Here is a 17852-nt window from a genome sequence, read left to right on the forward strand (position 1 = left end):
ACTCCTGTCTCATGATATCTTGAAAGGTGCTTTAGACCAGTTCGCCGGATGAGGGAATGGCGCGGCCGCGCTAGCGCCGATTTCTCGGCATGGTGCGCCGCGAAAATCCGTTTTGCGCTGGCAGTCGAAATCACTATATTCTGAGGGCATAACAAGGTTGCTGATGAAAGATGGTTTTGAGGTCTCCGGGTCCTGATATTCATTCGTCGCTCGATGAGCGGTCGGGCGAAATCTTTCGTCGTATCGTGGAAAGCTATCTGGAAAGCGGCGAGCCGCTCGGTTCGCGCAACCTGTCGCGCATCCTGCCCATGTCGCTGTCGCCCGCCTCTGTGCGCAATGTGATGAGCGATCTGGAAGAGTTGGGCCTTATCTATTCGCCGCATATCAGCGCCGGCCGCCTGCCAACGCAGCTCGGCCTGCGTTTCTTCGTCGATGCCTTCATGCAGATCGGCAACATCTCTGCGGAGGATCGCGCCTCGATCGAGCGGCATGTGCGCCCGCATGGCCAGAAGCACACGGCCGTCGAGACGATGATGAACGAGGCGAGCCAGGCGCTGTCCGGCATGTCGAGGGGGGCCGGCCTCGTCATCACCACGAAGAACGATGCCGTGCTCAAGCATGTCGAGTTCATCCGGCTGGAGCCGACCAAGGCGTTGGTCGTGCTGGTCGGCGATCACGACCAGGTGGAAAACCGCATCATCGAGCTGCCGGCTGGCGTCACCGGCTCGCAGCTTACCGAGGCCGCCAATTTCCTCAACGCGCATCTTGCCGGCAATACGCTGGTCGAAGCGCGCTCGCAGCTGGAGCGGCTGCGCGGCGAGATCAGCGGCGAGCTGGACAAGCTGTCGCAGGATCTCGTCGAGCGCGGCCTTGCCGTTTGGTCCGGTGGCTTCGAGGCGGGCAAGCCGACACGGCTCATCGTGCGCGGCCGGGCGAACCTGCTCGAAGGCCTGGCCGGCGCCGACGATATCGACCGCCTGCGAATGCTGTTCGACGATCTCGAACGCAAGGATGGACTGATCGAGCTGCTCAACCTCGCGGAAGCCGGGCCGGGGGTACGCATCTTCATCGGCTCGGAGAACAAGCTTTTCTCGCTGTCAGGTTCCTCGCTCATAGTCGCGCCCTATCGCGACAGCGACGAGAAGATCGTCGGCGCGGTTGGCGTCATCGGCCCCACACGGCTCAATTATTCGCGGATCGTGCCGATGGTGGACTATACGGCGCAGCTGATGTCGCGGCTTTCGCGTTGAATTGCCCATCCGCCCTTGATTTTTCGGGCTCAAAGCTCGATATCGGGCCCAACCTCAGGACACATGCAATTCGGAGTACGTCATGACCGACGAGAGCAAGAAACACGGACCTGACGATGTGGTGGATATCAGCCTGGCTGCGGAAGCAGCGGCGGATGCCGCTGTCGAGGCCGACACCCCGTCCGAGCCGGATCCCTTCGACGTGCTTCGCGCGGAGAATGCCGACTTGCGCGACAAGTATCTGCGCCTTGCCGCCGAGATGGATAACCTGCGCCGCCGCACCGAGCGCGACGTGAAGGATGCCAAGTCCTATTCCGTCGCTGGTTTCGCCCGTGACATGCTGGCCGTCTCAGACAACCTGCGCCGCGCGCTCGACGCGATTCCAGCCGACGCACTGGCAAACGACGACAGCGTCAAGACGCTGGCCGAAGGCGTCGAAATGACCGAGCGTTCGATGCTGGCAGCCCTCGAACGTCACGGCGTGCGAAAGCTCGAGCCCATCGGCGAGAAATTCGACCCGAATTTCCACCAGGCGATGTTCGAAGTCCCGAACGCCGAGGTTCCCAACAACACGGTGGTTCAGGTCGTGCAGGACGGCTACGTCATCGGCGAGCGCGTGCTGCGCCCGGCCATGGTTGGCGTCGCCAAGGGCGGCCCGAAGGCGCCGGCCGTTGACGCGGGTACCGCGCAGGCCTGATCGAAGACTTTGCCTTTCAAACAAAGAAAAACCGGCGGCCGCAAGGCCGCCGGTTTTTTCATGTGAATTGAAAAGCCTCAGGCCGCGTTGGACGCGTGTTCCTCGCTGAGGCAGGCATAGATTGCGCTTTCGTTGTCGGAAGCGCGCAGCTTTGCCACCATGGCGGGATCACGCAGCACGCGGGCGATGCGCGAAAGGGCCTTCAGGTGGTCGGCGCCGGCGCCTTCCGGCGCGAGCAGCAGGAAGACGAGGTCGACCGGCTGGTCGTCCAGGGCCTCGAAGTCCACGGGGGTTTCAAGCCTCGCGAAGAGGCCGGTGATCTGCGAAAGCTCCTTCAGCTTGCCGTGCGGGATGGCGATGCCATTGCCCACGCCGGTCGAACCGAGCCGCTCGCGCTGAAGGATGACGTCGAAGATCTCGCGTTCCGGAATCCCGGTGATCTTTGCCGCTTTTACCGCCAGCTCCTGAAGCAGCTGCTTCTTGGAATTGGCTTTCATCGCCGGAATAATCGCACTCTGCTGCAGTAGACCTGCCAATGCCATGCTTTTGTCCTCGTGCGCTGGGTGAAGGTTTGAAGAAGCGTGGTGCCCGTCCCGGCACCACGCTTCCATCACTCAGCTTTTGATATTGGCTGCATCAATCCAGCCAATATTGCCGTCGTTGCGTCGGTAGACGATATTGAGCTGCTCCGACCCGGCGCTGCGGAACAGAAGAACCGGATCATCCGTCATGTCGAGCGCCATGACAGCGCCTGCGACGGACATTGTCCGCAGTTTCTTCGTGCTTTCCGCAACGATGGTCGGTGCGTAGTCCTCGGGAAGCTCATCGTCTTCGTCGGGGACCGAATCCATCACCGTGTAGGCCACTTCCGCAAAGGCGTCGTGACCGTTGCCATTGTGGTGGGCCTTGAGTTTGCGCTTGTACCGACGCAGGCGCTTCTCGATCCGTTCCGAGGCCGATTGAAAGGCCACGAGGGGGTCGTTTGCTTCGCCATTGGCTTGCAACGCCATCCCGGTATCGAGATGGACCTTGCAGTCGGCACTGTACCGCGATCCCGCTTTTTCCACGGTGACCTGGCTCGAATATCCTCCGTCAAAATATTTGGTTACGGCCTCTTCCACCTGCTCTTCAATGCGTTGGCGGAAGCTGTCACCGATTTCCATATGTTTACCGGACACACGCACACTCATGGAGGCTACCTCTCTTTCATGATTTGCGCGCACCAGTCTATTCCAACCTCATCTGCGTTCCAAGCTTTTCACGCATGCGCTCTGTGTTGCACCGCACGCTAGAGAAAACCGGGGATATGTTTGGAAGTCCGGTATTTCTTCCCTTCGGAATTGGGGCGCGCATTAGCCCTTCCCGTTTACGAAGTCAATTAGTGGATTCAGGCATTGTTAACTTCCGTCAACCGGAAGCGCCGGTTTTCCAGCGTTTTCGTCAGGAGGCGGCAGCTTTTGCGAGCGCCCGTTTTTCCCGCCGCCGCTGCACGGAGGAAGGAATGTTCATCGCCTCGCGGTATTTCGCGACCGTGCGGCGGGCGAGCTCCACGCCGCCCTTGCGAAGAATGTCGACGATATCGTCGTCCGAGAGCACGGCATCGGGCAGTTCCTGCGTGATCATTGTGCGGATGCGGTGGCGCACGCTCTCCGCGGAATGAGAATCACCACCCTCCGCCGAGCCGATCGAGACGGTGAAGAAATATTTGAGCTCGAACAGGCCACGCGGCGTCAGCATGTATTTGTTCGAAGTGACGCGGCTCACCGTCGATTCATGCATCTTGATTGCCTCGGCAACCGTTTTCAGGTTCAGCGGGCGCAGATGGTCGACGCCGTGCATGAGAAAGGCATCCTGCTGGCGCACGATCTCCGTCGCCACCTTCATGATGGTGCGAGCGCGCTGGTCGAGGCTGCGGGTCAGCCAGTTGGCCGTCTGCAGGCACTCATTGAGAAAGGCGTAGTCCTCGCTGTTGCGGTCCGTGTGGCGTGACACGGCGGCATAATACTCCCGATGGACGAGAACGCGCGGCAGCGTATCGGGGTTAAGCTCCACCTGCCATCTGCCGTCGGGTGCGGCGCGCACCACGATGTCGGGCACCACGGCTTCCGAGGCGCTCGTCTCGTAGCGCGTGCCGGGCTTCGGATCGAGCTTGCGGATCTCCGCGAGCATGTCGAGCAGATCTTCCTCGCCGACGCCGCAGAGCTTCTTCAGCGTCGAAAAATCGCGCCGGGCGAGCAGTTCGAGATTGTCGACCAGGACGGCCATGGCCGGGTCGAGCCGGTCGCGCGCCCTGAGCTGGATGGCGAGGCACTCGCTGAGCGAGCGGGCGAAGACGCCGGGCGGGTCCAGTTCCTGCAGCCGGGCCAGCACACGTTCCACCGCGGCAACGGGCTTGCCGAGTTTCAGCGCCGTTTCCGCTGTGCTGCCCTGGAGATAGCCGGCATCATCGAGCTGGTCGACGAGATGCTGGGCGATCAGCCGGTCGATGGCGTCGGGCAGGACGAAGGGGATTTGCTCGTTGAGCACGTCGGCGAGCGTCTTGCGGCTCGCCACGAAGTCGTCGAGGTCGTAGCCCTCGCCATCCTCGCCGCCGCCGGGCATGGATTTCCATTGACCGAGCAGTTCCGGCGCATCCGCGCTGCGCGGGCCGGCATCATCGGGAAAGACATTGTCGAGCCCGCCGTCGAAGGCATCCGGCGCGCTGTCGGCGCCGCCCGTGGTGGCACTGTCATAGAGGTCCGGCTGAAAGCCTTCGTCGCTGCCCGGGTTTTCGGCATGCCGGTGATCGTCGCTGCCGCTGGAATAATCGTCGCCGCCGCGTTCGAAGTCCCGCACGCCGTCCTCGCCTGAAGCGATCTCCAGCAATGGATTTTTTTCGACTTCCTGCTCGATGAACTGGTTCAGCTCGAAATGCGTCATCTGCAGCAGCTGAATCGACTGCATCAGCTGCGGTGTCATCACCAGCGACTGGCTTTGGCGCAGGAAAAGGCTTGCGGCTAGGGCCATGCGGACGCACTACTCCTGGAAAAATCCGCCCGGAACCATGATGGCCAGGCAGCTAAAATCCAACTGGCCCAAAAATTGCTTTTTTGAAGAGTTTGGTCAAGCGCCAGCCGCCAACTTGGTGAAGATGGCGGCGATGGATCTCAGAGGCTGAAATTGTCGCCGAGATAGAGGCGGCGCACATCGGCATTGCTGACGATGTCGTTTGCCCTGCCATGCGTCAGCACTTCGCCGGCATGGATGATATAGGCGCGGTCGATCAGGCCGAGCGTTTCGCGCACATTGTGATCGGTGATCAGCACGCCGATGCCGCGCGAGGTGAGATGGCGCACCAGTGCCTGGATGTCGGCGACAGAGATCGGATCGACGCCGGCAAAGGGCTCGTCGAGCAGCATGAAGGTCGGATCGGTCGCGAGCGCCCGGGCGATTTCGAGACGGCGGCGCTCGCCGCCCGACAGCGCGATGGCTGCGGATTTGCGCAGATGCGAGATCGAGAATTCGGCGAGCAGGCTGTCGAGCTTCTGCTCGCGCCGCGCCTTGTCCTTGTCGTGTACTTCGAGCACGGCGCGGATGTTGTCCTCGACCGTCAGGCCGCGGAAGATCGAGGCTTCCTGCGGCAGGTAGCCGACGCCGAGACGGGCGCGACGGTACATCGGCATCGCCGTTACGTCGTTGCCGTTGATTTCGATCGACCCCTCATCGACGGGCACAAGGCCCGTGATCATGTAGAAACAGGTCGTCTTGCCCGCACCGTTGGGCCCGAGCAGGCCGACGGCCTCGCCGCGGCGTACCACGAGCGACACGCCGTTGACGACCCGACGGTCGCGATAGGTCTTGGTCAGGCCGCGCGCGATCAGCGTCCCCTCGTAGCGCGAGAGGTCGGCGGTGTGATGGGTTTCCTGCGCACCCTTTTTCGGGCGGTGCTTCAACCGGGAGAGGAGGGGCAACGACACGGGATGGCTATCAGTTGGTCGTCTTGCGCGACTTCGGGTCGAGCTGGATCATGACGCGGCCGCCGCAGGCATCGAGCTTGGCCTCGCCCGTGCGCATCGTGACGGCGAGCTGGCAGCCGACGAAGACGTTCTTGCCTTCCGACAGCACGACCTTGTCGCCCTTCAGCAGCAACGTCTCGTTGACGAGGTTGAAGGTGCCGGTATCGGCGGTCGCTTCCTGCGTGCCGGACTTGAGATAGACCTTTCCGGACACATCGATCTTCTCGATGTCGGCGTCGCCGCTCGCGACCGAGCCACCGCCCGACTTGTAGAAGACGATCATCTTGCCGGCTTGCAGCGTCGTCGTGCCCTGCACGACCTTCACATTGCCGGTGAATTCGGCCTTGTTCTGCTGGTCCTGGATCTCGAGCTTGTCGCTCTGGATCTGGATCGGCTGATCGTTCGAAAGCTGCATGCCCTTCATGCGGCTCGTGGTCTGCTGCGCGCCCGCGGGGGCCGAAGCCAGCGCGAGGCCGGCGGCAAGAGCGAAAAGGCTGGCGGCCCTGAGGGGGGAGAGACTGGCGAACATGGCGCTCTTACTTTTCTCGGTTGCGGATGGCGGCGGGATCGACGTCGACGACGACCTTGCCTTCAAAGACGACGGTCCGGCCTTTATCCGTCATTCGCAGCGACTGCGCAACAATGGATGCTTCCGGGGAACGAATGGAAACCGGCTCGTTCGTCTGCATGCTGCCGCCGTTGATATCGAGATGGGCGGAGCGGAAAGCGGCTTCGAGACCGGTGTTGAGCGTGATGGTGAAGGGCGCGACCATGTCGAGCAGGTTTTTGCCGCGGTCGTAGATGCCGGTTGCAGCTACCACTTCGGCAACCGTCGTCTCGTTGACCGGCATCTTCGCCTTGATGTTTTCAAGCGTGATGACGTCGGGCTGCTTCATGTCCTGAAGCGCCCGCTCGGCCTTCATCGAATAACTAATGCCAGCATCGTTGCGGCCCGAGATCGCCGGATTGCGCATGACGATCTTGCCGTCCTCGATGGAGGCGCTTTCGACCTGCAGATCCGCGGGAATCCAGGTGCGCACGATCGAGACGGCCACGAAGATAGCTCCGATGAAGACCGCTGCGATCGGCAAAGCGACCTTCAGGAAGCGCACGCGCGAAGAATGCCGCTTCGCGAGGCGATAGGCCTCGGCGGAAACATTCATGCCTGGTGCACCTGCCGGTGCCTCTGCCACGCTGTTGAGCATTCTGCCTGCTTGGTTCGAGCCGTCCGGCCTTCACTCGCGGAAGCGACGGGCCCAATGCATAACGGGGCCCATATGGCGATTATTCCTGAACAAACAATGGATGCGCAAGAAACTTCAGCGACGAATTGCCATTTGTGCCGGGAATGCCATATCGATAGGGCCTTCGGCAAGCCACGTTTCGCGGCAAGGGCCAGCATATTGAGGATAGGGAATGGATAACGCCACCATCGCCGACCGCCGGCAATTGCGCCGCAAGCTGACCTTTTGGCGCATCGCGGCTGTTGTCATCGCCCTTGCCGGGATATTCATCGCCGCAAGCTGGGGCCGCAAGGACATGGGCGCGATCGATCACATCGCCCGCGTCAAGATTTCCGGCATCATCCAGGACGATGCCGAGCTTCTTGAGCGGCTGGATGGCATCGCTAGGAACGACCGTGTGAAGGCGCTCGTCGTGACGATCTCCTCGCCCGGCGGCACGACCTATGGCGGCGAGGTCCTCTACAAGGCGCTGCGCAAGGTGGCGGAAAAGAAGCCCGTCGTCTCCGACGTGCGTACGCTCGCCGCTTCCGCCGGCTACATGATCGCGACGGCCGGCGACACGATCATCGCCGGCGAAAGCTCGATCACCGGCTCAATCGGCGTGCTCTTCCAATATCCGCAGATGAAGGACCTGATGGACAAGATCGGAGTGTCGCTGGAGGAGATCAAGTCCGCGCCGCTGAAGGCCGAACCCTCGCCCTTCCATCCGGCAAGCGAAGATGCCAAGGCGATGATTCGCGCCATGGTCATGGACAGCTACGACTGGTTTGTCGATCTCGTCGCCGAGCGCCGCAAGTTGCCACGCGCCGACGTGGTGCGTCTGGCCGACGGCAGCATCTTCACCGGCCGGCAGGCGCTGAAGAACAAGCTGGTCGACACGCTCGGCGGACCGGAGGCAATCCGCGCCTATCTCGACGGCCGCAAGGTGGCGGCGGACCTGCCCTTCGTCGATTATGAGGCGACCAACCAATCGGGTTTCCCCTTTCTTGGCGGCAGCAGCATGCGTGAATTTGCCCGCTCCGTCCTTGGCTTGCCCCTCGATCTTCAACCGGCGCTCGAAAAGCTGACGGGCGAAAAGTTGTTTCTTGACGGTCTGGTCTCGGTTTGGCAGGTTGATCGTGATTGAAAAACAAGAATTTTTGAGGGGGATACAGTGATCAAGTCGGAACTGGTTCAGATTGTCGCCGCGCGCAATCCCCACCTCTATCACCGCGACGTTGAGAACATCGTCAATGCGGTGCTCGACGAGATCACCGATGCACTGGCTGCCGGAAACCGCGTCGAGCTACGCGGCTTCGGCGCCTTCTCCGTCAAGAACCGCCCGTCGCGGTCCGGCCGCAACCCGCGCACTGGCGATGCCGTCTTCGTCGAGGAGAAGTGGGTTCCCTTCTTCAAGACCGGCAAGGAACTGCGCGAACGCCTCAATCCGGGCCAGGCCGACCAGGACGACTGAGGGCTTCGCGCCAGACAGGTGACGCCATGATCAAGAGAATAGTCAACGTCCTCGTGCTTCTGCCGATCGCCATCGTGCTGATCGTGCTGTCGGTGGCAAACCGTCAGGCGGTGACGCTGGCGCTCAATCCGTTTCGGCCGGAAGACAGCGTGCTGTCAGTGACCGCACCGTTCTTCGTCTATCTCTTCCTCGCCGTGATCTTCGGCCTGGTCGTCGGTTCGCTCGCCACCTGGTTTGCCCAGGGCAAGCACCGCAAGCGCGCGCGCATCGAAGCGGTCGAGGCCATGAAATGGCACTCGGAGGCGGAAAAGCACCGCACCCGCGCCGAGGTGATCGCCTCGCAGGCCGTCCTGCCGGCGAAATAAATCAGGGCGCGCCGTTCAGCCGCGCGCCGAAATCCGCGAAAAATTGGGTGGCGAGTTTCTTCGACGAGGAATCGATCAGCCGCGAGCCGAGCTGGGCGAGCTTGCCGCCGATTTGCGCCTTGACGTCATAAGCGAGGATCGTGCCGTCGCCGTCCTCGGTCAGCCGCACATCCGCGCCACCCTTGGCAAAGCCGGCAATGCCGCCCTTGCCCTCGCCCGAGATCGTGTAGCTCTCGGGCGGATTGAGGTTCGAGAGCGTCACTTCGCCGCTGAAGCTCGCGGAGACGGGGCCGATCTTGATCTTCACGGTGGCTTCCAGCTCCGTAGGCGATTTCATGGTCAGCGACTGACAGCCGGGAATACAGGCTTTCAGGATCTCCGGGTCGTTGAGCGCTGCCCAGACGGCGTCGCGCGGAGCGGCAATACGTTCTTCGCCGGTCATGTCCATGATCGATCCTCCCTTGGCGGTTCAAGTTATCGCAATCGGAAAGCGCTTTGCCAAGTGGGGGAGGGATGGTATGGGAGCCGCTTGTTTTCCGGCACTGCCGGCACCCATCCACCCGACGACGGACGACCTATCGTGAAGGACAGACCCCGCCGGCCGAAGAGCGGCCCCGCCGCGCCCGTGAAAGCCCGTACGCCTTCCAGCGCGCAGGCCTACAGACCGCCGGCCGCCAAAACGCCCGCCTCGAAGCCCGCTTGCAGCAAGGAGATGCGTCCAGCCCCCGAGCTGCCTGCCCGTCCCTTGATGCGCCGTGAGGGCGCAAAGCCGGCCGAACGCCTGCCGGTCATCCTGGAGACCGCCGGCTCCGACCAGTACCGCCTGATCGACAGCGGTGCCGGCGAGAAGCTGGAGCAATACGGCCCCTATCGCATCGTGCGCCCGGAGGCTCAGGCGCTCTGGCAGCGCAGCCTGCCGGACAGCATCTGGGACAAGGCCGACGCCCTCTTCACCGGTGACACCGACGAAGACGGCATGGGGCGCTGGAAATTCCCAAGGGCCGCCCTTGGCGAGACGTGGCCGATGCAGCTGCTCGGCGTCGATTTCCACGGCCGCTTCACCGCCTTTCGCCATGTCGGCGTCTTCCCCGAGCAGCTCGCCCACTGGAGCTGGATGAAGGAGAAGGTCGAGACGGCGGGCCGGCCGGTCAAGGTGCTGAACCTCTTCGGCTATACCGGCGTCGCCTCGCTGGTCGCGGCTTCCGCTGGCGCGGAAGTCACCCATGTCGACGCCTCGAAAAAGGCCATCGGCTGGGCGCGCGAAAACCAGACTTTGGGCCGCATGGACAAGCTGCCGATCCGCTGGATCTGCGAGGACGCGATGAAGTTCATCCAGCGCGAGGAGCGCCGCGGCAGCAAATATGACATCATCCTCACCGACCCGCCGAAATTCGGCCGCGGCCCGAACGGCGAGGTCTGGCATCTCTTCGATCATCTGCCGCTGATGCTCGACATCTGCCGCGAGATCCTGTCGCCCAAGGCCATCGGCCTCGTGCTGACGGCCTATTCGATCCGGGCGAGCTTCTATTCCATCCACGAGCTGATGCGCGAAACGATGCGCGGCGCCGGCGGCACGGTGGAATCGGGCGAACTCGTCATCCGCGAGACCGGCACGGACGGCAAGGAAGCCGGCCGCGCGCTCTCCACCTCCCTCTTCAGCCGATGGATCAGTGCATGAGCCAGGAACAACACGGGAGCCGCCGCGTCGGTCAGGTGAAAGAGGTCACGAGCCTTTCGAACCCTATCGTCAAGGACATCAAGGCGCTCGCCAACAAGAAGGACCGCGACGAGACGAAGAGTTTCATGGCCGAGGGCCTGAAGCTGGTCATCGACGCACTGGAACTCGGCTTCGAGATCAGGACGCTGGTCTATGCCAAGAACGTCAAGGACAAGCCGCAGGTCGTGCAATGCGCGACGAAGACGGTGGCGCGTGGTGGGCTGGTGCTTGAGGTCAGCGAAAAGGTGCTCGCCTCGATCACGCGACGCGACAACCCGCAGATGGTCGTCGGCATCTTCACGCAACGCTGGACGAACCTGCGCGATCTCAGGCCCGCAAGCGGCGAGACCTATGTGGCGCTCGACCGCGTGCGCGACCCCGGCAATCTCGGCACGATCATCCGCACGGCCGATGCGGCGGGCGCGAGCGGCGTCATCCTCGTCGGCGAGAGCACCGATCCCTTCTCGATGGAAACCGTGCGCGCCACCATGGGCTCGGTCTTCGCCGTGCCTTTGGTGAAGACCAGCGTGGCCGATTTCCTCGGCTGGAAGAAGGGCGCAGGCGTCTCCGTCGTCGCGACCCATCTCGCCGGCGCCGTCGATTACCGCACCATCGATTACAAGAAGAAACCCGTCGTGCTCCTGATGGGCAACGAACAGTCCGGCCTGCCGGAAGAGCTGGCCCGCGAGGCCGATGCGCTGGCCCGCATCCCTCAGGTCGGTCTGGCGGATTCGCTCAATCTCGCCATCGCCACGGGCGTCATGCTCTTCGAGGCGCGCCGTCATCTGCTGACGCTGGACGTGCGCGCATGAACGATCGCATTCCCCTTATGTCGCGGCCGCTGCCGGTCGTCGTCTTCATCCTGCTCGCTCTGCTTCTCGATCAGGCCGTGAAAGTCGCTGTCGAGATGTGGCTGCCGTTCCAGGAAGCGGTGCATGTCGTGCCGATGCTGGCGCTCTACCGCACCTACAATTACGGCGTCGCCTTCTCCATGCTGTCAGGCATGGAGGGCTGGTTCATCGTCACGCTCCGGCTCTTCGTTGTCGGCTTCGTCATCTGGCTGTGGCGCCAGACGCCGAAGCAGCGCGGCCTTGCCCATGCCGGCTATGCCTTCATCATCGCCGGCGCCTTCGGCAATCTCATCGACCGCGCGCTGTTCGGCTATGTCATCGACTATGTGCTGTTCTACACCGAAACTTGGTCGTTTGCCGTCTTCAATCTCGCCGACAGTTTCATCACTATCGGCGCCGGCCTCGTCATCCTCGACGAATTGCTTTTGCTGCGCCGCCGCGATCGCTAAGATTTTAGCGACTTGCTGAAGCCGATTTGAACGGTCCGCGTGATAAGCGGATCGTCATGAGCGAACCCGTCAAGCTACAGAACCGGCTCCAGGCCGAATTTGCCGAACCGCCGCGCCGTTCCACTCGCGCCCGGTCCGGGGAGGACGTGACCGTCTCCCCCGATGCGGAGGCCGATATCGTCGTGCCGCGCCCGGAGCCAGAAAGCCACGCGACGATCCGCAGCGTGATTGCGGGTGTCGGCTTGCTTTCAGCGGCCCTTGTGCTGGCGACCGGCATGATGACGGGCTTCTACATTGCTGCCGTCGCCTTGGGCTTCGCCGGCATCGCGGGGGCCGTGTTCCTCTACCGCACCCGACGCCCGGCCGCCGCCGAGACGGACCATGACCAGTCCTGGGAACGCAGCGAGACCTCGCAAATCCTCTCGGCCATTCATGACGTGCTCGGCGATATCGTCATGATGCGCGCGCTCGACGGCCGTATCCTGCGCGCCAATGCCGTGCTGTCCGATCTCACTGGCCTCACCGATATCCAAGGAAAGACTTGCGAGGCCATCGGGCTGACATTCCGTTCGCAGGCGATCGCTCATCGTTACGATGTCGACGTGAACGGCCCCGCCGGAAGGCGCATCTATTCCTGGCATGACGTCACCGTGCGCGATCCGTCGTCCGGCGATCTCGTCGTGCATTCCATCGCCCGGGACGTGACGGAAGAGCGCCGGGCGGAAGGCGAGCGGGAGCGCGCCCGCCAGCGTGCCGAGGAGGCGAGTGCCGCCAAATCCCGCCTGCTCGCCACCGTCAGCCACGAAATCCGCACGCCTCTGTCCGGCATTCTCGGCATGTCGCACCTCATCGGCCAGACGCGCCTGACGGCCGAGCAGAAGAACTACCTCGCCGGCATCCGCCAGTCCGGCCATGCGCTGGTGCAGCTCGTCGACGACCTGCTCGATTTTTCGACCATCGAGGCCGGCCGTTTCCAGCTGCGTCCGTCGGAAGAGCCGGTGCGGCCGATGCTGGAAAGCGTCGTCGAAATGCTGTCGCACCGCGCCCATGAAAAGGGCATCGAGATCGGCTCCTTCGTCTCGCCCGAAGTGCCGGGTCTCCTGACCTATGATGCGCCGCGCCTGCGCCAGGTGCTCTACAATGTCGTCGGCAATGCCGTGAAATTCACCCATACCGGCGGCGTTTCGCTGGAAACCACGCTGGAGCGCGGTGCCGTCGTCATCCGCGTCACCGATACCGGCCCCGGCATGAATGCCGAGGAACAGGCGCGAATCTTCGAGGAGTTCGAGCAGACCGGAAGTGTGGCCCAGCGTAGCGGCGGCACCGGCCTCGGCCTCGCCATCTCGGCCCGCATCCTCAACGAGGCCGGCGGTGCGCTGACGCTCGAAAGCACGCCCGGCAAGGGCTCGACCTTCACCATCCGCATGCCCGTCGATGTGAAGAAGATGCCCGGCGTCTCGCGCAAGGGCGTGCTGAAGGGCAGTCTCGTCTTCCTGTTCGCTCCTGCCGGCCCGGCCTCCAAGGCGCTGGTGCGTACCGTCGATGCGCTTGGCGGCACCTGCCATCTCGCCAGCTCCATCGACGAGGCTTTCGATCTGTTGCAGGGGCTTGCAGGCCGCAAGGCGGCGCTGACCGATATCATCGTGGATAACAGGCTTGCCGGCGCCTTCCGCCGCGAGCTCGCCGACCTCAACGTCATCAAGGACAGCCGCGCCCGCCGCATCTATCTCGTCAATCCGGAGGAGCGGACCGGCCGCGCCATCGGCAATGGCGAGGGCTACGATTCCTGGCTGATCCGGCCGCTGCGCGAGCGTTCGCTCGTTGAGGTGCTGCGCGGCCGCATGAAGGGCATCGAGGTGCGCGATGCGATCAACGACAACCGCCCGATCCTGAAGGACCTGCCGCTTGAGGCTGCTCCGACACCGGTTCCCGTGACCGGCGCGCGCATCCTGCTGGCCGAGGATGACCCGGTGAATGCCATGCTGGTGCGCTCGGTGCTGGAGCGGGCGGGCCATCAGGTGCGCCACGTGCCGGATTACCCGGCCCTCGTCTCCGCGCTTGCCGGCGCCACGGATGCCGGGCCGTTCGCGGCCGATCTCATCGTCACCGATCTTGGCATGCCCGGGGGCGACGGCAAGGAGATGATCGCCCGCATCGTGCAGCGTGACTACGGCAATGCCCGCGTGCCGGTCATCGTTCTCACCGCCGACAGCCGCGCCGGACTGGCCGAGGAACTGCTGGCCGTCGGTGCCGAGGCGGTGCTGGCCAAGCCCGCCGATCCGGTCCAGCTGATTGCCGAAATCGCTCGTCTCGGCCGTTCTGTGACAGTCTGATCTTCTCAAGCCGGACTTGCGTCATTATCTTGTTGCAGAATCGTGGTTAAACCTCACGAAGTTCCTGATAACGGGTATACTGCCATGACGCTCGACCTTGCCCAGACCATCGCCCCGGTGGAGATCGCCCAGAAGACCGCCCCGGTCGCGGGACGTTCGGGAACGGATGTGCTCGGCCGCATCGGCAATCTGGAAACCCGAATCGCCCGCTCTGTCTCCGAGATCGATGCTGCCCAGGCCGTGCGCTACCGCGTGTTCGCCGAAGAAATGAACGCCCGCCTGTCCTCCGACGCCGTGCGCCGCAAGCGCGACATCGACGCTTGGGATATGGTCTGTGATCACCTGCTGGTGCTCGACACCTCCATCGAGGGCGACGCGGAAGAGCAGATCGTCGGCACCTACCGCCTGCTGCGCCAGGATGTGGCGGCGGTTTCCGGCGGCTTCTATTCGCAGTCGGAATTCGACGTCGATGCGCTGATTGCCCAGCATCCGGAAAAGCGCTTCATGGAGCTCGGCCGCTCCTGCGTGCTGCCGGCCTACCGCACCAAACGCACGGTCGAGCTGCTCTGGCAGGGCAACTGGGCCTATGCGCTGAAGCACGGCATCGATGTGATGTTCGGCTGCGCCTCCTTCCATGGCATCGTGCCGGAGGAGCATGCGCTGGCGCTCTCCTTCCTGCATCACAATGTGCAGGCCAAGGACGAGTGGAGCGTTTCGGCCCGCCCGGAACTCTTCCGCACCATGGATCTGGTGCCGCCTGAGGGTATCGATGCCCGCAAGGCGCTCTCCGCCATGCCGCCGCTGATCAAGGGCTATCTGCGGCTTGGCGCGACCGTCGGCACCGGCGCTGTCGTCGATCATGGCTTCAACACGACGGACGTGCTGATCGTGCTGCCGATCGGCAAGATTTCCGGCCGCTACCTTAACTATTACGGCGCCGACGCGGGACGTTTCGCCAGCTAATTCTTTTGCATGAAGGTCAGCATAGCTTGATTTGACCGCCCGCTCCCGGCTTCCGGGGCGGGCGGTTTTTTGCCTGTCCAAAAGCTTCAGGGCCCTGCCGCGGCTGCGACAAGGCCCTGAACACGAGGCTGGAAGCGAAAAAATCAGCCGGAATTGTAGGCGGCAAGAGTCGCCATGTTGACGATGTCGCTGTCCTTGGCGCCCATCGATACGATCTGCACCGACTTGTCGAGGCCGACGAGCAGCGGGCCGATGACCGTGGAGCCGCCGAGTTCCTGCAGCATCTTGGTGGCAATCGACGCGGAATGGAACGCCGGCATGACAAGCACGTTGCCGGGGCCGGACAGGCGGCAGAACGGATATTGCTCCATGAGGCGCGGATTGAGCGCGACATCGGCCGCCATTTCGCCGTCATATTCGAAATCGACGCGGCGGCGGTCGAGGATCTTCACCGCTTCACGCACGCGCTCCGAACGTTCGCCCAAGGGATGGCCGAAGGTCGAATAGGCGAGCATCGCCACGCGCGGCTCATAGCCGAGACGGCGGGCGAGGCCGGCGGCTTCCTCCGCAATGTCGGCCAGTTCTTCAGACGACGGCATGTCATGCACGGCCGTATCGGCAACCAGCACCGCGCGGCCGCGGCAGAGCGCCAGCGACGCGCCGATGACCCGGTGGCCTGGCTTGGCATCGATGCAGCGGCGCACGTCTTCCAGTGCGGTGGAATAGTTGCGCGTCAGACCCGTCACCATGCCGTCGGCATCGCCGAGCGCCACCATGCAGGCCGCGAAATGGTTGCGGTCGTTGTGGATCAGGCGCTGGGCATCGCGGTAGAGGAAACCCTTTCGCTGCAGGCGGGCGTAGAGATAGTCGATATAGACGTTGTTGCGCTTGGAAATGCGGGCATTGACCAGCTCGATGCCAGGCCGGTCGAGGTCGATGCCGGCGCGTTCGGCCGTCTCGCGCATGTGCTCCTCGCGGCCAAGCAGGATGGCGGTGCCAAGCTGCTCGTTCACGTAGGAGATGGCGGCGCGCATCATCTGCTCTTCCTCGCCCTCGGCGAAGACCACGCGCTTCGGCTGGCGGCGCACGCGGGCATAGATCTGCTGCAGCGTCGAGGCGATCGGGTCGCGGCGGGCACGCAGGTCGCGGGCATAGGCGTCGAGATCGGCAATGTCCTTGCGTGCGACGCCCGTCTCCATCGCCGCCTTGGCGACGGCGACCGGAATGGCCGAGATGAGGCGCGGATCGAACGGCACGGGGATGATGTACTGCGCGCCGAAACGCGGGCGAACGCCCTGATAGGCGGCGGCGACATCGTCGGGCACGTCTTCCTTGGCGAGCTTGGCGAGCGCCTCGGCTGCGGCGATCTTCATCGCGTCGTTGATGGTGGAGGCGCGAACGTCGAGCGCGCCGCGGAAAATATAGGGGAAGCCGAGCACGTTGTTGACCTGGTTCGGATAGTCCGAACGGCCGGTCGCGACGATGGCGTCGTCACGGATGCGGGCGACTTCTTCCGGCGTGATTTCCGGATCCGGATTGGCCATGGCGAAGATGATCGGGCGCGGCGCCATCGAGCGGATCATCTCTTCGGAGAAGGCGCCCTTGGCAGAGAGGCCGAACACGACGTCGGCGCCGACCATGGCTTCCGCGAGCGAGCGGCGGTCGGTCTTGACGGCATGCGCCGATTTCCACTGGTTCATGCCGTCTTCGCGGCCCTGGTAGATGACGCCCTTGGTATCGCAGAGGATGACGTTGTCGGGCGCAAAACCCATCGACTTGATGAGTTCGATACAGGCGATGGCGGCGGCACCCGCGCCGTTGCAGACGAGCTTGGTCGTCTTGAAGTCACGGCCGGTCAGCGCCAGCGCGTTGATGAGGCCGGCGGCGGCGATGATGGCGGTGCCGTGCTGATCGTCGTGAAAGACCGGGATGTCCATCAATTCGCGCAGGCGTTGCTCGATGATAAAACAGTCGGGCGCCTTGATGTCTTCGAGATTGATGCCGCCGAAGGAGGGGCCGAGATACCGCACGCAGTTGATGAATTCGTCGACATTTTCCGTATCGACTTCGAGGTCGATGGAATCGACGTCGGCGAAGCGCTTGAAGAGGACGGACTTGCCTTCCATCACCGGCTTGGAGGCGAGAGCGCCGAGATTGCCGAGACCGAGAATGGCGGTGCCGTTCGAGATGACGGCGACCATGTTGCCGCGCGTCGTGTAGTCATAGGCGGTTGCCGGGTCCTCGGCGATGGCCTTGACGGGCACGGCCACACCCGGCGAGTAGGCGAGCGACAGATCGCGCTGCGTGGCCATCGGCTTGGTCGGCGTGATCTCAAGCTTGCCGGGACGGCCGTTGGCGTGGAAATCCAGCGCTTCCTTATCCGTAACGGTTGCCCTCTGGCGATCGGTTTTGTCGGTTCCCGGCATATTCCCCCCTTCACACTCTTGTGGGCGATAGGCCCATAGCTGCGGACAGCTGTTGTTTTCTATATCGCCGCGTGGCTAGGGTGACACCTCTTTTCTGGGAAGAACAGAC

At 63.3% G+C, this 17852-nt stretch carries 17 protein-coding genes and 1 pseudogene; 10 read left to right on the plus strand and 8 right to left on the minus strand.

Going from position 1 to position 17852, the window contains the following annotated elements:
• Positions 1-170: 170 nt before the first annotated feature.
• Entirely contained in the window at positions 171-1250 is a 1080-nt protein-coding gene (hrcA, locus tag D0Y60_RS05670) for a heat-inducible transcriptional repressor HrcA (RefSeq protein WP_117367667.1), read from the plus strand.
• Positions 1251-1332: 82 nt separating this feature from the next.
• Positions 1333-1947, plus strand: a complete 615-nt coding sequence (gene grpE, locus D0Y60_RS05675) for a nucleotide exchange factor GrpE (RefSeq protein ID WP_117367669.1) — start codon at positions 1333-1335, stop codon at positions 1945-1947.
• A 77-nt stretch (positions 1948-2024) separates the two neighbouring features.
• Here the strand turns inward: grpE and ptsN are convergent, their stop codons facing one another.
• From ptsN to lptC, 6 genes are all read right to left on the minus strand, one after another.
• Positions 2025-2489 carry a PTS IIA-like nitrogen regulatory protein PtsN gene (ptsN, locus tag D0Y60_RS05680; RefSeq protein ID WP_117367671.1) on the minus strand — a complete coding sequence of 155 codons (465 nt, stop codon included), beginning with the start codon at positions 2487-2489 and terminating at the stop codon, positions 2025-2027.
• Positions 2490-2561: 72 nt separating this feature from the next.
• A complete protein-coding gene (gene raiA / locus D0Y60_RS05685; RefSeq protein ID WP_117367673.1) occupies positions 2562-3137 on the minus strand; it encodes a ribosome-associated translation inhibitor RaiA in 576 nt (191 codons plus the stop codon).
• A 250-nt stretch (positions 3138-3387) separates the two neighbouring features.
• Positions 3388-4953 (minus strand): RNA polymerase factor sigma-54, encoded by a 1566-nt coding sequence (gene rpoN / locus D0Y60_RS05690; protein WP_117367675.1) that lies wholly within the window; start codon positions 4951-4953, stop codon positions 3388-3390.
• Between the two features lie 140 nt (positions 4954-5093).
• Positions 5094-5879: an LPS export ABC transporter ATP-binding protein gene (lptB, locus tag D0Y60_RS05695; RefSeq protein WP_117367677.1), complete on the minus strand. Its 786-nt coding sequence runs from the start codon at positions 5877-5879 to the stop codon at positions 5094-5096.
• Positions 5880-5913: 34 nt separating this feature from the next.
• Entirely contained in the window at positions 5914-6471 is a 558-nt protein-coding gene (locus tag D0Y60_RS05700) for an LptA/OstA family protein (protein ID WP_117367679.1), read from the minus strand.
• 7 nt (positions 6472-6478) lie between these two features.
• Positions 6479-7105: an LPS export ABC transporter periplasmic protein LptC gene (gene lptC / locus D0Y60_RS05705; protein WP_245409099.1), complete on the minus strand. Its 627-nt coding sequence runs from the start codon at positions 7103-7105 to the stop codon at positions 6479-6481.
• A 253-nt stretch (positions 7106-7358) separates the two neighbouring features.
• Between lptC and sppA the strand changes: the two genes are divergently transcribed.
• Genes sppA through D0Y60_RS05720 form a run of 3 tightly spaced genes read left to right on the plus strand, consistent with a single transcriptional unit; the run spans position 7359 to position 9004 of the window.
• Positions 7359-8312 (plus strand): signal peptide peptidase SppA, encoded by a 954-nt coding sequence (gene sppA, locus D0Y60_RS05710; RefSeq protein WP_117367683.1) that lies wholly within the window; start codon positions 7359-7361, stop codon positions 8310-8312.
• 9 nt (positions 8313-8321) lie between these two features.
• The gene (locus D0Y60_RS05715; protein WP_158565422.1) at positions 8322-8639 is read left to right on the plus strand and encodes an integration host factor subunit beta; all 318 of its coding nucleotides are present in this window, start codon (positions 8322-8324) and stop codon (positions 8637-8639) included.
• A gap of 26 nt (positions 8640-8665) precedes the next feature.
• Complete coding sequence (locus D0Y60_RS05720) at positions 8666-9004, plus strand: LapA family protein (protein ID WP_117367687.1); 339 nt, start codon at positions 8666-8668, stop codon at positions 9002-9004.
• A gap of 1 nt (position 9005) precedes the next feature.
• Here D0Y60_RS05720 and D0Y60_RS05725 read toward each other — a convergent pair whose 3' ends face one another.
• Entirely contained in the window at positions 9006-9452 is a 447-nt protein-coding gene (locus D0Y60_RS05725) for a carbon monoxide dehydrogenase subunit G (protein WP_117367689.1), read from the minus strand.
• 204 nt (positions 9453-9656) lie between these two features.
• Here D0Y60_RS05725 and D0Y60_RS05730 point away from each other — a divergent pair.
• From D0Y60_RS05730 to D0Y60_RS05750, 5 genes and pseudogenes are all read left to right on the plus strand, one after another.
• Positions 9657-10682, plus strand: a pseudogene (locus D0Y60_RS05730) (class I SAM-dependent rRNA methyltransferase); the annotation flags it as partial.
• Positions 10679-11533, plus strand: a complete 855-nt coding sequence (locus D0Y60_RS05735; RefSeq protein ID WP_117367691.1) for an RNA methyltransferase — start codon at positions 10679-10681, stop codon at positions 11531-11533. The pseudogene D0Y60_RS05730 and the gene D0Y60_RS05735, both read left to right, overlap by 4 nt.
• Positions 11530-12021 (plus strand): signal peptidase II, encoded by a 492-nt coding sequence (gene lspA / locus D0Y60_RS05740; protein WP_117367693.1) that lies wholly within the window; start codon positions 11530-11532, stop codon positions 12019-12021. Before D0Y60_RS05735 ends, lspA begins: the two co-directional genes overlap by 4 nt.
• A 56-nt stretch (positions 12022-12077) precedes the next feature.
• Positions 12078-14354, plus strand: coding sequence for an ATP-binding protein (locus D0Y60_RS05745; RefSeq protein WP_117368414.1), 2277 nt, complete (start codon positions 12078-12080; stop codon positions 14352-14354).
• 84 nt (positions 14355-14438) lie between these two features.
• A complete protein-coding gene (locus D0Y60_RS05750; RefSeq protein ID WP_117367695.1) occupies positions 14439-15317 on the plus strand; it encodes a GNAT family N-acetyltransferase in 879 nt (292 codons plus the stop codon).
• Between the two features lie 143 nt (positions 15318-15460).
• Here the strand turns inward: D0Y60_RS05750 and D0Y60_RS05755 are convergent, their stop codons facing one another.
• Positions 15461-17743 carry an NADP-dependent malic enzyme gene (locus D0Y60_RS05755; protein ID WP_117367697.1) on the minus strand — a complete coding sequence of 761 codons (2283 nt, stop codon included), beginning with the start codon at positions 17741-17743 and terminating at the stop codon, positions 15461-15463.
• Positions 17744-17852 lie beyond the last annotated feature (109 nt).

The organism is Shinella sp. WSJ-2, from assembly GCF_003432075.1.
Taxonomy (GTDB): domain Bacteria; phylum Pseudomonadota; class Alphaproteobacteria; order Rhizobiales; family Rhizobiaceae; genus Shinella.

Coding starts and splice junctions, on each gene's coding strand:
- raiA (WP_117367673.1), bottom strand. CDS start 3,137: ATGAGTGTGCGTGTGTCCGGTAAACATATGGAAATCGGTGACAGCTTC.
- D0Y60_RS05720 (WP_117367687.1), top strand. CDS start 8,666: ATGATCAAGAGAATAGTCAACGTCCTCGTGCTTCTGCCGATCGCCATC.
- lptC (WP_245409099.1), bottom strand. CDS start 7,105: ATGAATGTTTCCGCCGAGGCCTATCGCCTCGCGAAGCGGCATTCTTCG.
- D0Y60_RS05735 (WP_117367691.1), top strand. CDS start 10,679: ATGAGCCAGGAACAACACGGGAGCCGCCGCGTCGGTCAGGTGAAAGAG.
- ptsN (WP_117367671.1), bottom strand. CDS start 2,489: ATGGCATTGGCAGGTCTACTGCAGCAGAGTGCGATTATTCCGGCGATG.
- hrcA (WP_117367667.1), top strand. CDS start 171: ATGGTTTTGAGGTCTCCGGGTCCTGATATTCATTCGTCGCTCGATGAG.
- rpoN (WP_117367675.1), bottom strand. CDS start 4,953: ATGGCCCTAGCCGCAAGCCTTTTCCTGCGCCAAAGCCAGTCGCTGGTG.
- D0Y60_RS05700 (WP_117367679.1), bottom strand. CDS start 6,471: ATGTTCGCCAGTCTCTCCCCCCTCAGGGCCGCCAGCCTTTTCGCTCTT.
- lspA (WP_117367693.1), top strand. CDS start 11,530: ATGAACGATCGCATTCCCCTTATGTCGCGGCCGCTGCCGGTCGTCGTC.
- D0Y60_RS05750 (WP_117367695.1), top strand. CDS start 14,439: ATGACGCTCGACCTTGCCCAGACCATCGCCCCGGTGGAGATCGCCCAG.
- D0Y60_RS05745 (WP_117368414.1), top strand. CDS start 12,078: ATGAGCGAACCCGTCAAGCTACAGAACCGGCTCCAGGCCGAATTTGCC.
- D0Y60_RS05725 (WP_117367689.1), bottom strand. CDS start 9,452: ATGGACATGACCGGCGAAGAACGTATTGCCGCTCCGCGCGACGCCGTC.
- D0Y60_RS05755 (WP_117367697.1), bottom strand. CDS start 17,743: ATGCCGGGAACCGACAAAACCGATCGCCAGAGGGCAACCGTTACGGAT.
- grpE (WP_117367669.1), top strand. CDS start 1,333: ATGACCGACGAGAGCAAGAAACACGGACCTGACGATGTGGTGGATATC.
- sppA (WP_117367683.1), top strand. CDS start 7,359: ATGGATAACGCCACCATCGCCGACCGCCGGCAATTGCGCCGCAAGCTG.